The organism is Rhodococcus sp. PvR099, assembly GCF_017833315.1.
Lineage (GTDB): Bacteria > Actinomycetota > Actinomycetes > Mycobacteriales > Mycobacteriaceae > Rhodococcus_G > Rhodococcus_G oryzae.
The window spans coordinates 2,332,715-2,345,717 of sequence record NZ_JAFIBV010000001.1 but is presented as its reverse complement, the minus strand read 5'-3'; the positions used below and the strand labels follow the sequence as shown (position 1 = coordinate 2,345,717).

The 13,003-nt window shown below is 68.2% G+C and carries 14 protein-coding genes; 5 read left to right on the top strand and 9 right to left on the bottom strand.

The features are described from left to right. Positions 1-22: 22 nt before the first annotated feature. Positions 23-880 (bottom strand): LLM class F420-dependent oxidoreductase, encoded by an 858-nt coding sequence (locus JOE46_RS10595; protein ID WP_209927191.1) that lies wholly within the window; start codon positions 878-880, stop codon positions 23-25. 115 nt (positions 881-995) lie between these two features. On the opposite strand from JOE46_RS10595, the gene JOE46_RS10590 reads away from it, so the two are divergent. Next, positions 996-2,174 carry a YbfB/YjiJ family MFS transporter gene (locus JOE46_RS10590; RefSeq protein WP_209927190.1) on the top strand — a complete coding sequence of 393 codons (1,179 nt, stop codon included), beginning with the start codon at positions 996-998 and terminating at the stop codon, positions 2,172-2,174. On the opposite strand, the gene ccsB is transcribed toward JOE46_RS10590, so the two are convergent. Continuing rightward, positions 2,171-3,145: a c-type cytochrome biogenesis protein CcsB gene (gene ccsB, locus JOE46_RS10585; protein ID WP_209927188.1), complete on the bottom strand. Its 975-nt coding sequence runs from the start codon at positions 3,143-3,145 to the stop codon at positions 2,171-2,173. The genes JOE46_RS10590 and ccsB overlap by 4 nt on opposite strands. A gap of 116 nt (positions 3,146-3,261) precedes the next feature. On the opposite strand from ccsB, the gene JOE46_RS10580 reads away from it, so the two are divergent. Then, on the top strand, positions 3,262-5,145 hold the full coding sequence (locus tag JOE46_RS10580; protein WP_209927187.1) for an HNH endonuclease signature motif containing protein: 1,884 nt from the start codon (positions 3,262-3,264) through the stop codon (positions 5,143-5,145). 346 nt (positions 5,146-5,491) lie between these two features. Here the strand turns inward: JOE46_RS10580 and JOE46_RS10575 are convergent, their stop codons facing one another. The 4 genes from JOE46_RS10575 to JOE46_RS10560 all read right to left on the bottom strand — a co-directional run bounded on the left by JOE46_RS10575 (position 5,492) and on the right by JOE46_RS10560 (position 8,504). Continuing rightward, entirely contained in the window at positions 5,492-6,334 is an 843-nt protein-coding gene (locus JOE46_RS10575; RefSeq protein WP_209927186.1) for a MerR family transcriptional regulator, read from the bottom strand. 278 nt (positions 6,335-6,612) lie between these two features. After that, a complete protein-coding gene (locus JOE46_RS10570; RefSeq protein ID WP_209927185.1) occupies positions 6,613-7,245 on the bottom strand; it encodes a DUF305 domain-containing protein in 633 nt (210 codons plus the stop codon). 66 nt (positions 7,246-7,311) lie between these two features. Further along, positions 7,312-7,803, bottom strand: coding sequence for a DUF6153 family protein (locus JOE46_RS10565; protein WP_209927184.1), 492 nt, complete (start codon positions 7,801-7,803; stop codon positions 7,312-7,314). A 23-nt stretch (positions 7,804-7,826) separates the two neighbouring features. Beyond that, positions 7,827-8,504 carry a hypothetical protein gene (locus JOE46_RS10560; RefSeq protein WP_209929060.1) on the bottom strand — a complete coding sequence of 226 codons (678 nt, stop codon included), beginning with the start codon at positions 8,502-8,504 and terminating at the stop codon, positions 7,827-7,829. A 132-nt stretch (positions 8,505-8,636) separates the two neighbouring features. On the opposite strand from JOE46_RS10560, the gene JOE46_RS10555 reads away from it, so the two are divergent. Then, positions 8,637-9,485 carry a helix-turn-helix domain-containing protein gene (locus tag JOE46_RS10555; protein WP_209927182.1) on the top strand — a complete coding sequence of 283 codons (849 nt, stop codon included), beginning with the start codon at positions 8,637-8,639 and terminating at the stop codon, positions 9,483-9,485. Then, positions 9,482-9,895 (top strand): VOC family protein, encoded by a 414-nt coding sequence (locus JOE46_RS10550; RefSeq protein WP_209927181.1) that lies wholly within the window; start codon positions 9,482-9,484, stop codon positions 9,893-9,895. Before JOE46_RS10555 ends, JOE46_RS10550 begins: the two co-directional genes overlap by 4 nt. Here JOE46_RS10550 and JOE46_RS10545 read toward each other — a convergent pair. The 3 genes from JOE46_RS10545 to JOE46_RS26410 are packed head-to-tail and all read right to left on the bottom strand — an operon-like array spanning position 9,865 to position 12,279. After that, positions 9,865-10,908, bottom strand: a complete 1,044-nt coding sequence (locus JOE46_RS10545) for a glutathione S-transferase family protein (RefSeq protein WP_209927180.1) — start codon at positions 10,906-10,908, stop codon at positions 9,865-9,867. The two genes, JOE46_RS10550 and JOE46_RS10545, sit on opposite strands and share 31 nt — an antisense overlap. Positions 10,909-10,940: 32 nt before the next feature. Beyond that, on the bottom strand, positions 10,941-11,489 hold the full coding sequence (locus JOE46_RS26955; RefSeq protein WP_257017534.1) for a GNAT family N-acetyltransferase: 549 nt from the start codon (positions 11,487-11,489) through the stop codon (positions 10,941-10,943). After that, complete coding sequence (locus JOE46_RS26410) at positions 11,440-12,279, bottom strand: phosphatase PAP2 family protein (protein ID WP_245221017.1); 840 nt, start codon at positions 12,277-12,279, stop codon at positions 11,440-11,442. Before JOE46_RS26410 ends, JOE46_RS26955 begins: the two co-directional genes overlap by 50 nt. Before the next feature lie 115 nt (positions 12,280-12,394). Here JOE46_RS26410 and JOE46_RS10530 point away from each other — a divergent pair, with 115 nt between their 5' ends. Next, positions 12,395-13,003: a PadR family transcriptional regulator gene (locus JOE46_RS10530; protein ID WP_209927178.1), complete on the top strand. Its 609-nt coding sequence runs from the start codon at positions 12,395-12,397 to the stop codon at positions 13,001-13,003.

Genomic DNA, 13,003 nt, shown 5'->3' with positions numbered 1-13,003 from the left:
TGGGTGGATCTCCCGCGTGGTTTCAGTTCTGCAGGCCGAGCGCGACGGCGAGCGCGGTGAGGGTGGGCAGCTGGTCGCCGTCGACGGGGAGCGCCTGGATGGCGACATGGTTCGCGCCCGCGTCGAGGTGTTCGGTGAGCCGGGCGGCGATCGCGGCGGCATCGCCGTGCGCGACGAGGGCGTCGATCACCCGGTCGCTGCCGCCGTCGGCGAGTTCGGCCTCGGTGAATCCGAGCCGGGTGAGGTTCGCGATGTAGTTCTGTAGGTGCAGGTACGGGTTCTCCACGACGGGGCGGCCGATCGCCCTTGCGGCCGCGGCGTCGGTGTCGAGCACGATCTTGTGCTCGGGTGCGAGAAGTGGTTCGGGGCCGAGCAACTCGCGCGCCTCGCGGGTGTGCTCCGGGGTGGTCAGGTAGGGGTGCGCGCCCGCGGTGCGGTCCGCCGCGAGCCTGAGCACGCGCGGCCCGAGGGCCGCGAGGACGCGGCGCCCGGCGGGGACTCCGGCCGCGTCGAGCTCGTCGAGGTAGGAGACGAGTGCCTGATAGGGCTTCGCGTAGACCTGTCCGGAGTGCTCGGGATGACCGGCGCCGATGCCGAGCAGGAACCTGCCCGGGTGGCGCGCCTCCAGTCGGTGGAACGACGCGGCGACCTCGGCGGCGGGGGAGACCCAGATGTTGGTGATCCCGGTGGCGACGGTGAGACCGGTGGTCGCGTCGAGCAGGGCCTCGGCGGTCTTCAGGTCCGCGGGCGGGGAGCCGCCGAGCCAGACGGTGCCGTAACCCAGCCGTTCCAGCGCCTGACCGAACTCGGGAGTCGCGAAGTATGCGGGCTGCCACACACCGATTCGGCCGAGGTCGGGGGTTTCTTCGATGACGCTCATGGGCTCTCCGTCCGATTGGCTTGCCATAGGGGTGGTGCTTTGCGCAACCCCGCGTCGCCGGAGTTCATTCCGGCAGCTGATTCGGCGATCCTCGGAGGGTCGTAGCCTGCTGGTCATGGTGGTTACCGGGGGCAAGGATCGGCTGCTCGTGCTGCGCGCGAGCCTCACGCTGGCCGTCGCCATGGGGCTGGGCCGGTTCGCGTTCACGCCGATCCTGCCGTTGATGGTGGGTCAGACGGAGCTGACCGCGGAGTCCGCGGCCACGCTGGCGACGGCGAACTATCTCGGCTACCTGGTGGGTGCGGTGGCGGCGATCTTCGCGCACTGGATCCCGAGGAGCAGGGCGGCGCTGCGGGTCTCGCTCGTCCTGTTGATCGCGACGCTCGCGCTGATGCCGGCGGCAGAGTCGATGTCGTTGTGGCTGACGTTGCGGTTCCTGGCCGGTGTCGCCAGCGCGGTGCTGTTCGTTTTCACCGCGCGGGTGGCGCACCAGCAGGTCAGGGGCGGCGGGGACGGTGTCGGCTGGGTGTTCGGTGGCATCGGGGCCGGAATCGCGTTGTCCGGCTGCGCGCTTCTCGCGTTGGGGTCCGGCGGATCGTGGCGGGTGAGTTGGCTGGTGGTGGCCGCGTTGGCGGCGGTACTGGCCCTGTTCGCGTGGTCGCTGCCCGGCGGTGACCCCGCGACCGCGACCTCGGCGGGTAGGCAGTCGCCGGTATCGCGCCGGGACCGGACGCGATTCGCCTGGCTGATGGCCGCCTACTTCTGCGAGGGCATCGGCTACATCGTGTCCGCCACCTTCATCGTCGCCGCGGTGGCCTCCATCGGAACGGCGACCTGGCTGGGCGGCGCGGTGTGGATCGCGGTCGGGCTGGCTGGGCTTCCGTCGTGCGTGCTGTGGATCAGGCTGTCGCGCAGGCACTCCCGGGTAGCGATGCTCGCGGTGGCGTTCGTTGTCCAGATCATCGGGGTAGCGGCCTCGGCCCTGTTCGATGCGACGGCGGTGCAATTGCTGGCGGCGCTGGCCTTCGGCGGCACCTTCATGGGGATCGTGATGCTGACGCTCGCGGAGGGCACCGAGCTGGTGGGCCCGCGTGCCCCCGCGATCGGAACGGCGCTGTACGGGCTCGGCCAGGTTCTCGGCCCGCTGATGGTGGCCCCGTTGCTCGACACCGGGTACTCACGGTCGCTCGCCGTGGCGGCAGGAATCCTGGTGCTCGGGTTGGCGTTCTTGGTGCCGCTGCTCCGTTCTGCCCGGGTGGAGGTGCCGGAGTCGGAGCAGGTGGTCGCGCGTTAGTTGAGTCCTGCGTAGGAGTGCAGGCCCGAGACGACGAAGTTGATGGCGAACATGTTGAACAGTGTGGTGGCGAGGGCTGCGACGTTGATCCACGACGCGCGAAGGGTCCCCCACCCGCTAGTAGCTCGCGCGTGTAGGTAGGCGGCGTAGAGCACCCACGCGATGAAGGAAACGGTCTCCTTCGGATCCCAGCCCCAGAAGCGTCCCCATGCGGCTTCGGCCCAGATCGCGCCGCAGATGACTCCGATGGAGTAGAGCGGGAAGCCGACGATGGTCGTGCGGTAGGCGACCCGATCGAGCAGTTCTGCGGATGGAAGTCGGTTGGCGATCCAGGCTTTCGGGCCGCGGTCGTTGGCGTGTCCGTGGACGGCGACGATGTGGAGCAGGCTGGCTGTGCTGGCGAACGTGAGGATCCCGCAGGCGGACACGATGATTGTCACGTGGATGGCGATCCAGTAGGAGCGCAACGCCGGCACGAGGGGAGCGGCGTCGTTGTACATCGCCGATGCTGCGATGAACAGGAGTACGACCACCGGAGCGAGTACGAACACCGTCAGGTTGCGGATCGGGTACTTCCGTACGGCGACCAGCCAGCACACGACAGTCGCTGCGCACAGGAACAGTGCGTACTCGTAGAGGTTGCCCAGCGGCCAGCGATCGGTCGCCAGGCCACGCAGGACGATCGCGGCCACGTTCAGTGTCAGGGCAACGAGCGTGAGGGCGATGGCGGCACGTCCAGCTCTCTCGCTGGGCGGGCGGGTGCTGTCCGAGGTCGAGATTCGCCCAGGCATATCCGGGGCTGATGCGCCGACAGTGGCCACAGCCCGCAAAAGGGCGTCCGCTGCGGTGCGGGGGCGAACGGAAGTGCCCGCAAATTCGAATGCCGAAAGACCCAGAGCAAGAACGTAGATCGCGAACGCGGACGCGAATGCGAAATCGCTGTACTGCGCCAGTGTGGTGTTGACCGGCATGAAGCCCCCCTCGCAACTCATCGGCTACTACGGTGGATAGTAGACGACTGGGCGCGCTGGGTTTGGCTTCGTGCAAGTCCTGATTTATGTCGGACCCTCGGCGTATAATCGAATGTATGTTCGAGAACGGTGACGGGGTCGGTGAGGTGAGGTCCGGTGTGGAGGCGGAGGCCGCCTCGCTGCTGGCCGACGTCGCCGCCCTCGACGAGGTCGTTAGGTCGTGTCGGGCGGAGAATCGGTTCGCGGCGCGGAAGGTGTTGGCGGCGGGTCGGTTCTGGGAGTCGTGGATCGAGCGCGATGTCCGGTTGGGGTCGGGTGACATCGTGGACTGTGGCAACGGTGCGGTCGCCGAGTTGGCGGTGCGGATGGGCTGCTCGAAGACGGTCGCGGAGTCTCACGCCTCACTGGGGATGGACCTGCGGTTGCGGCTGCCCCTTGCCCGGGCCGCGTTCGAGTCCGGTGAGTTGGATCTGCCTCGGGTGCGGGCGATCAGTCGCGAGACGACGGGGCTGAAGCCGGAGACGGTGGCCGCGTTGGAGCCGGGGATCGTGGCGGCCGCACGGCAGCTGACGCCGGGCCCACTCGCCGGGGAGATCGGCCGGCTCGTCTCGGAGTTCTCGGCGGAGGAGGCGGCCGCGCAGCGGGAAACCGCACAGGAGTTGGGGCGCCGCATCGTCAAGCGTTCCCGCGGCACCATGTCCACCATCGAGGTGAATGTGTCGCCGGAGGAGGCCGAGCAGGTGATGCAATTGGTCGCCGAGTTCGCGGCCACGGTCTGTCCGCATGACAAGCGCGGCAAGCGGTGCCGGTTGGTGGATGCGGTGTTGGCGATGATGCACGGCGAGCCGTATCTGCGGTGCAGCTGCGACCGCACTGACTGCGCGCAGGCGGGCCGGGCCGCGCTGCCGGGGCGGCGGGCGCCACTGACCCAGATCACCATGGACGTCGCGACGCTGGTGGGGCTACTGTCCGAACCCGCCTACCTGCACGGCCACGGACTGATCGACCCCGAGCTGGCCCGCAGGCTGGCCGCGGATGGGACGTGGCAGGCCCTGCTCACCGAGGCACTGAACCTGGCCGAGGAGCTTGGCCTGATCGCCCATGACGAGGCCGCCGCCAGTGATGTCGACAGCGACGGCGAACGCTCGGCCACAGGAACTGTCAAAGACATTGCGCCGGAACCGGTGCCGGAGTCAGTCGCCGACACCGACGAGAAACCCGAAACCGAAACGCATAGCGAGAAGTTTGTCCGCATCAAAGCTGAACCACCTGGCCCCGATGCACCGCCACCACCGCTACCGCCGCGGTTCTGCGTGCGCTCGTACCTCGCCCGCGGCAGTCGCCGAAAGGCTGGCTACATCCCTGAATTCGGGACACTCCCCGTGCCGCGACCCTGCACCGCATCACCACCGAGCAGCGAGCATCAGCACCCGACACCGCCGGACGGCAGCGCCTCGCCGATGCCGCCCGATCCATCGGTCCCGACCAGCATCGGCACCATCACCGACGCGATCCTCGCCGCCATCGATGCCGACCCCACCCTGGCCCGACCGGAATACCCCGACGGGCACGGCGGCCTGACCGCCCCACCCGACGGTGCCCTCACCTACCGCCCCGACGCAGCGACCACCGCGCTCGTCCACGCCCGCGACGGCCACTGCCGATTCCCCGGCTGCACCCGCCCCGCCGCCGGATGCCAACTCGACCACATCATCGAATACCTGCCCCACGACCCCATCGCCGGCGGCTGGACCGTCGTCGCCAACCTGCACTGCCTCTGCCAGTTCCACCACCAACTCAAAACCCTCGGCCTCTGGACAGTCACCGCACTCCCCGGCCACGCAATGCTCTGGACCTCCCACACCGGCACCACCGCCCTCACCCTCCCCACCGGCGCCCACGGCAGCCACACCATGAAGACACCCGCACCACGGATCACGGGCCGCCGCGGCCACACCCCACCAACACAGGCACCCGCGCCGGACCCGCCACCCTTCTGAAGGGCGCCAGCACTGTCACACGGAGGACTGCCGGTGGCCGCCTTACGTCCCCGCCCATCCAAATCAGCGACGTAATCTCACGGCCACCGTATGTGCCTTGCACGGTGTTCCGGCGGACTCCGATCGAGCGCGCCGATCGCCAACTGTCATGGAACCGCCACGACCAGTACGGCGCCTTCCCGGCCCCGGCTCCATGCATCGATATCCAGGGCGCGCTACCCATGAACCCTGTTTTGGGTCCCCAACGCGCATGACGAATGACCCGTTCCGCGCGGATCAGCTCAGATCTCGGCGGTCATTCCCTCGGCAGGTAGCCGCGCGGAGCATCCATAGACTGGCGGTCACTTTATGCAGGGTGCCCATTTTCCAGATAGAGGGTTGTGTCGTCGGCACGAGCCTGCAGAGCTTTCCGGGTGCGTCTGAGCATGTGTGCGGGTAGACGGTCTTCCAACTCGTCGTCGGTGCACCACGCCCAACTGCGGAGTTCTGTTTGCGGCAGCACGATAGCGGCCGATTGGTCCGATGACAGGACGGCGCCGTCGTAAACGAACAGCAGCCCCTCGATCCGGTTTGGGCTGGGAGCGACCCAGTCGGTCACCAGGAGCCGGCCGGGCTTGACCGACAGGCCAAGTTCGTGGCGGATGGCTCGTGCGGTGGCTACGAACGGTGACTCGTCGGCCTCGACAACGACGCCGGGCAGCTGCCAATACGACTTGTAGGTCGGTTCGACCAACAGGGTTCGGCCTAGATCGTCGGAGAGCAGCACCCCCGCCGCGATCCGCTTCTTCGGTAGCCCCCCGAGATACTCAGCGCGCTCGGGTGTCATTGCATCGAACAGATTCTCGGCGGGCATATCAGTTCCCTCCTCGAGATCTCTGACGGTGATGGCCACAGTCGCGGCCAAACGATCCAGCCGGCCCCGCTGGTCCAGCAGTCGGCGGTGATGGCGGCGCAGCGCTTCGATCGGATCGTGCTCGGCATCGACCACGCCACCGATCGTCGCCAGGTCCAACCCCAATTCCCGGAGCAACAGGATCTGTTGCAACCGCAACAACTGTTCACGTTCGTAGTAGCGATGGCCGTTGGAACCCACACCAGCTGGACGCAACAGACCAATTTCGTCGTAGTACCGCAACGTCCGTGCCGTCACCCTCGACACTCTGGCCACCTGCTGAATCGACCAACTCATCAGCGCCGAACACCTCCCTCCGCGATGGACTCAAACGGTAGAAGCTGCCGCAACGGCAAGGTCAAATATCTCGGTGGGAGTGTCGAAATACTGCCGACATTTGTGCGTGGCTGGCTAGCCGAAGCATTGGTCTTTGCAGGTTTCGTCGGTCGAAGACGAGCACGGCCTGCTGCGGATGCAGGAGGGCTCCTGGATTCATCCCGTACCTGTCAGCTGACCTCGGCGAGGACCGTCGGCGGGCCGGGACGGGATACCGCCCGACCCGCCGACGCGCGCGACTACTGCCCGAGCATCGCCTTCATCTGGGTGATCTCGGTCTGCTGGCCTGCGATGATCTTCTTCGCGAGCTCCTGGACCTGCTCGCTCTGTCCGTCAGTCAGGATCGCGGACGAGGAATCCACCGCGCCCTGATGGTGGGCGATCATCATCTCCAGCCACGCCCGGTCGAAGTCGGCTCCCGACGACTGCTCGAGCTGCGTCATCTGCTCCGCGGTCATCATCCCGTCGCCGCCGTCGCCGTGGCCCATATCGGCATGGCTCATGTCGGCTGCCATCGTCGGCACGCCCCACTCGGTGAGCCACCCCGTCATCTGCACGATCTCGGGGTCCTGGGCGGCCTTGATCTGGCCGGCCAGCGCGAGCAGTTCCGCATTCTCGGTGCGGCCCTCGGCCAGCGCCGCCATCTCCACCGCCTGCTGGTGGTGCGGGATCATCATCTGCACCCACATGGCATCGGCGTTGTTGTGTGTGCCCGACGACGCGGACTGCGCCGCACTCGAGGTCATCGACATCGAGCCCATCGAATCCATCGAGTGGCCGGATCCGGAGTCGTCGTTGGAGCAGCCCGCGATCAGTGCGACGGCTGCAGCGGCCGCTGCGATCATGCCGGTGGTCTTGGTACGTGTGTTCATCGTTCTTCCTTGGTCTTTCGAGTGGGACAGTGGCCGAACTGCGTCGAGCACGACACAGTGGCCCTGTCAGACCCGCAGAAGGCACAAGGTGGCAAGGCGACTAGAGGTGGGCACGGCGAACGGTGGCCCGCGACCGGTATAGGTGACCGCGGACCGGCCGCGGCGCATCCGGGCGCCCGCGCCCGACGGGAGGCCGAACGCGATCAGGGACATCGCCAGCAGCACCGCCGAGAGCAGTACGGCGACGCACGCGTTGAGCATGTGGTGGCTGCCGGTGTGGTCGGCCGGCCGCTGGTCCGCAGGTGCTGCCACAGGGGCTGAGGTCTCGGCATGTGATGGCAGCCGGTCGGCTGCCATGTCGGTGGACGCGGATCGAGTCATCGCCCCATCCATGTCCATCGCAGGCGCGCTGACCGCGGCCCGCGAACCGTGCGCCTGCCCGGTCTCCTTCACTGCCGCCGCCACGTGATGCATCGCCAGCAGGCCGAACACCAGCGCGCCGAGCAGCAGCGCGCACGAGAGTGCGGCGCGCTGCGGGGCGAGGCGGAGCCGGTCCATGCCTAGACCATACCCTGCGGGGGTCAGGTAGTGAGCTCCAGCGGCCACCGCGCGGGTGCGGGCCCGAAGGCGTCGCGCGCGTTGTTGATCACGCCCTTGCCGATCACCCGGTTGCCGGTGCCGCCGATCGCCGCTCCGATGCCCGCGGGTACCAGCTTGCCCAGGATCAGCGCACTCCGGCGGGCCGCGTACTTGGTGACGAACTTGTGGATCAGCTTCCGGTTCATCCCGGTCATCGTCTGCGCCGGGAGCCGATTGGTGATGAGTGAGCCCCAGTTCTTCGTGGTCGCGCCGACGGCCTTCTCCACGATCTCCATGCCAGAGGCGCCCAGCGCCACCGCGAGTACCAGCGCCCGGCGCTGCTCGTGCTGCTGCACCGAGATGCCGTGCACCGAGGCGATCGCCAGCGTCAACAGGGCCGAGGCCTCCAGGAAGAACACCGACTCCGCGCCGACCGCCGCGATGGAGCCGACCGTGCCGATGCCGGGCACCGCCGCAGCCGCGCCCACCGCGCCGCCGCTGCCGGTGACCGCGGTGAGGAAGATCTTCTCCATCCGCTCGACGATCTGCTGGGGATTCTCGTCGGGATGGGCCCGGCGAACCCGGTCCACGTACTTCTGGATCGCGGGTCCCTGCAGCTTGGCGCCGTTGTCGAGCAGCGACACGATGACCTGCTCGATGCGTCCCAGCTTGTCCGCCATGGTCTTCCCCTCCGTCACGGCCAGCACCGTCCGCGGCCGAACTCCTGTCCAACGGTCGGCCTCGTCGTGTTTGTTCCTGGCCCGGGCACGTCGTCCCTGGATGCGACGCAGATCACTGCCTACGCTGAGATCATGACCGGGCACTCGGAGGGTAGACGGGCATCGCCCGCGCAGGCCCTGCGCCCGTTCGTCGGTCCCTACGAGGGCTATCGACTGACCGGGTTCGAGCCCGGCTCGCACCTGGGCCTGCCCTCGCCGTACCTGACGGTGATCATCGCGCTCGACGCCCCGCTCGAACTCGCACGGATGTCCGATCCGCGGCAGCAGCCCGGCGCCTGGGGCACCCTCGCCAGCGGCCTGTCCACCGCGCCGGTCACGATCCGGCACGACGGCAACCAGCACGGTGTCCAGCTCGCCCTCACCCCGGCCGGCTCAAGGGCGCTCCTCGGTGTGCCCGCCGCCGAGCTCGGTGCCTGGGTCGTCGAGCTCGAGGACCTGCTCGGCACCGACGCCGCCGAGCTGAGCGACCGGATCGCGGCGCAGCACTCCTGGGAGGCCCGCTTCGCGGTGCTAGACGAGGTGCTGTCCCGCCGCCTCGCCGACGCCGAGATCGATCCGCACCTCGAGCACGCGTGGCAGCTCCTGACGGCCGCCGACGGTGTGGTCCGGGTCGGCCAGGTGGCCCGCGAGATCGGTTGGAGCAGAAGGCACCTGGTCGGCCGGTTCGCCGCGGAGTTCGGAGTCAGTCCCAAGGAGGCGGCCAAGCTTGCTCGCTTCCACCGCTCGCATCAACTCCTGCGGAGCCGGCCGTCCATCTCCCTCGCCGACGTCGCCGCCCGGTGCGGCTTCTACGACCAGGCCCACCTGGCGCGCGATTGGCGGGACATCGTCGGGATCCCGCCGTCGAGGTGGCGGGCCGAGGAGCTGTTCTCATTCATCCAAGCGGACCAGACATCGGAAGGAGCAGTGTCGAGGGCATGAGCACACAGACGATCAACACCACCACGATCTGGCCCACGCTCAGCTACGCGAACGCGCGAGGGGCCATCGCGTTCCTCGTGGACGCCTTCGGATTCATCGAGACCGCCGTCTACGGCGAGGGGGAGCGGGTCGACCATGCCCAGCTCGACTGGCCGGGCGGCGGCGGCGTCATGCTCGGCTCGCAACGCCCCGACTCCGCGGTGGGGGACCTGCCGACGGGGGTCGGTTCGGTGTACATCGTCGTCCCGGACCCCGACGCGCTGTACCGGCGTGCCGTCGATGGCGGGGCCACCATCGTGAAGGGGCTCACCGACGAGGACTACGGCTCCCGCGGGTTCACCTGCCGCGATCCCGAAGGGGTGTACTGGAGTTTCGGCACTTATGCAGGAGAGCCGCCCAGGACCCAGTGATCGGCGGGGACCACCTCGTCGGGCTTCGGCGGATGGGGCGGCGTGCCGTCGCCGAACGGTCTGCCGCCCAACGCTTCCCGTCCGTGCGGCTCGAGCCAGTTGGCGAGATCCGGCCCCTTGGGGATGATCTGGGTCGGGTTCACATCGGAGTGCACCACGTAGTAGTGCTTCTTGATCTGCGCGAAGTCGATGGTGTCGCCGAAGCCCGGCGTCTGGAACAGGTCCCGCGCGTAGTCCCACAGCACGTGCATCTCGGTGAGCTTGCTGCGGTTGCACTTGAAGTGCCCGTGGTAGACCGGATCGAACCGGACCAGGGTGGTGAACAGTCTGACGTCCGCCTCGGTGATGGTGTCGCCCACCAGGAATCGCTGCGTCGCGAGCCGGTGGGTCAGCCAGTCCAGCCTCGCGAAGAGACGGTCGTAGGCCTCTTCGTACGACTCCTGGGTGCCGGCGAATCCGCAGCGGTACACGCCGTTGTTGACGTCCTTGAACACCAGCTCGGCGACCTCGTCGATCTCCGGTCGCAGAGCCTCGGGGTACAGGTCGGGTGCGCCCTCGCGGTGGAACTGCTTCCACTCGGTCGAGAGGTCGAGGGTGAGCTGCGGGTAGTTGTTGGTCACCACCTGACCGGTCGGGATGTCGACGATCGCGGGCACCGTGATCCCGCGCGGATAGTCGGGGAAGCGGGCGAAGTACGCGTCCTGCAGGCGCGGGATCTTCAGCACCGGGTCCACCCCACCGGGATCGAGGTCGAAGGTCCAGCTCCGCTGGTCGTGGGTCGGCCCGCAGATGCCCATCGACAGGACGTCCTCGAGGCCGAGCAGGCGCCGCACGATGATGGCCCGATTCGCCCAGGGGCAGGCCCGCGCGACGACGAGTCGGTAGCGGCCGGGTTCGACCGGGTAGCCGTCACGGCCGTCCGCGGTGATCCGGGTGGTGATGTAGCGGGTGTCGCGGGTGAACTCCTGGCCCGCTTCGACATACGACGCCGCGGTGCTGTTCTCGTCGGTCACTGTTCATCAACTCCGTCGATAGTGGGCAACAATCACACGGTACTTCGGGGGAGCGTGGCCACGGTATGGACGCCCAGTTCTTCGTAGCCAAGCGACGCGGCCAGTCGGCGCGAGGCCGTGTTGCCGGGGTGGCTGCGCCACTGCGGGATCAGGCCCACGTCGATCGCGTCGTTCGTCGTCAGCCGGGCCACAACGGCTCCGTGTCCGCGCCTGCGATGGTCCGGCGACGTGAGTGTGCCCATGTGGGCCAGGATGCCCTGCCACTCCGCGTACCCGGACGAGGACAGCGGCGTCCCGGCGGCATCGACGAGCGTGAACCAGTTCCGCTTGCCGGTGAGATCGGCCTCCGCCGTGTCGTCGGGCGGGCAGGCCGACTGCAGGGCAAGCACGTGTTCGAGGTCGTGCGAGATCAGTGGGTCCTCGCGGCCGATCTCGGTGCCCACGTCGGCGGCGAAGGACAGCAGCCGCGGGCCCGAACAACTGCCGCCGTGGTCCTTGGTGATCGTGAGCATCGTCGCGCCGTCGGTCAGCTCATCGTCGCTGTAGCGCTCCGCCCGCTCGATCGCCCAGTCCGGGCCCACCAGCGCGCTCGCTCCAGCCAGCCGGAGGAACCGGACCCGGTCGGAGCTCTGGTCCACCCGGATGTGACGGGTACCCGGCCGCACCAGGCCGAGGTCCGGCAGTCCCAGTTCTCTGGCCCAGGCCAGGGCGATGATGTCGATCTGATGGGCGTCCACCCTCGTCACGGTATCGGTCCCGGCGCGCGGCGCACGCCGGCCACAGCATCGCCGCCCAGCCGACGACGACGAGCACCGCGGCGATCACGTCGCTCGGCCGGTGCCACTGGCAGATCATCACAGCGGACCCGGCCGCGGCGGCGGCCCCACACATCAGCGCGGCGGCCGCCGACCGCGAGCCCGGGGTCAGGACCATCGCCAGCCCGACCGCCAGCGAGGTGATCACGGTGACGTGCCCACTGGGGAGCGTGTTCTGCGCGCCCCAGCCGAGATACGGCCGGTCGAGCAGCACCTTGACCGCCTGCGTGGTGAGGTTCGCGCCGGCGATCACCGCCAGCGCGACCACGATCGAGCGAGGTCGACGACGGATCAGCCCGATGAGGACGATCGCGCCGATCGCCGCGGCGATGACCGTCGCGTTCACCGCTCCGAGCAGGGTGAAGCCCGCCTCGTGCCAGGAGTCGGGTGCGGCGTTCGCGGTGCGCATGATCTGCTGGTCGAGGAGCTGGCCGCCTTCGGTGGTGACGAACACCGAGTGCACGAGCATCAACGCGATCGCGCACGTCGCCGCGATCGTCGCGCCCGGCATGAACCGCGATACGCGGCCACGGGCCTTCGCCTTCTGGATCCCCATTCGGATCAGGATGCCGCGCCCAGATGAGAGCTTCATGAGAAAGCTGTTGCCGAACCATCCCTCCGCGCCGTATATTCCATCTGGATTAATTGGCGCGGAATAGGAAGGCGTGGACGTGGCGGCAACGGCGTTGACTCCCCTCGGGATCACGGTGCTGGCGCTGCTGTTCGAGCGGCCCATGCATCCGTACGAGATGTTCCAACTGCTCATCCAGCGGCGCGATGATCGGCTGGTGAAGATCCGGCCGGGCTCGCTCTATCACACCGTCGACCGGTTGGAGCGGCAGGAACTCGTCGCAGTGCTCGGCACGGAGCGTGAGGGCAACCGTCCCGAGCGCACCACCTACGCCATCACCGAGGCGGGACGGGCGGCGCTGACCGTGCGGATCCGCGAGATCCTGGCCACCCCGGTCAGTGAGTACCCGCAGTTCCCGGTGGCCCTCGCGGAGGCGCACAATCTCGACGCGGACACCGTCTGCGAGCTGCTCGGCGAACGGGTGTCCCGGATCGACGAGGACATCCGGGAACTCGAAGGGATGCGGCAGGCGGTGGTGGCCGAGGACATCCCGCGGGTCTTCTGGTTCGGGATGGACTACCTGCGGGCAGTTGCCAAGGCCGAGGCCGACTGGCTGCGGGGCCTGATCGTGGAGATCGAGAGCGGCGAACTACCTTGGCTCACAGAGGAACTCATCAGTAAGCGCAATCCCCAACTTGCGAAGGATTGA

What these genes read in the sequence shown, in the direction of transcription:
- JOE46_RS10595 (WP_209927191.1), bottom strand. Translation starts at nt 880, where the DNA reads ATGAGCGTCATCGAAGAAACCCCCGACCTCGGCCGAATCGGTGTGTGG.
- JOE46_RS10590 (WP_209927190.1), top strand. Translation starts at nt 996, where the DNA reads ATGGTGGTTACCGGGGGCAAGGATCGGCTGCTCGTGCTGCGCGCGAGC.
- ccsB (WP_209927188.1), bottom strand. Translation starts at nt 3,145, where the DNA reads ATGCCGGTCAACACCACACTGGCGCAGTACAGCGATTTCGCATTCGCG.
- JOE46_RS10580 (WP_209927187.1), top strand. Translation starts at nt 3,262, where the DNA reads ATGTTCGAGAACGGTGACGGGGTCGGTGAGGTGAGGTCCGGTGTGGAG.
- JOE46_RS10575 (WP_209927186.1), bottom strand. Translation starts at nt 6,334, where the DNA reads ATGAGTTGGTCGATTCAGCAGGTGGCCAGAGTGTCGAGGGTGACGGCA.
- JOE46_RS10570 (WP_209927185.1), bottom strand. Translation starts at nt 7,245, where the DNA reads ATGAACACACGTACCAAGACCACCGGCATGATCGCAGCGGCCGCTGCA.
- JOE46_RS10565 (WP_209927184.1), bottom strand. Translation starts at nt 7,803, where the DNA reads ATGGACCGGCTCCGCCTCGCCCCGCAGCGCGCCGCACTCTCGTGCGCG.
- JOE46_RS10560 (WP_209929060.1), bottom strand. Translation starts at nt 8,504, where the DNA reads ATGGCGGACAAGCTGGGACGCATCGAGCAGGTCATCGTGTCGCTGCTC.
- JOE46_RS10555 (WP_209927182.1), top strand. Translation starts at nt 8,637, where the DNA reads ATGACCGGGCACTCGGAGGGTAGACGGGCATCGCCCGCGCAGGCCCTG.
- JOE46_RS10550 (WP_209927181.1), top strand. Translation starts at nt 9,482, where the DNA reads ATGAGCACACAGACGATCAACACCACCACGATCTGGCCCACGCTCAGC.
- JOE46_RS26410 (WP_245221017.1), bottom strand. Translation starts at nt 12,279, where the DNA reads ATGGGGATCCAGAAGGCGAAGGCCCGTGGCCGCGTATCGCGGTTCATG.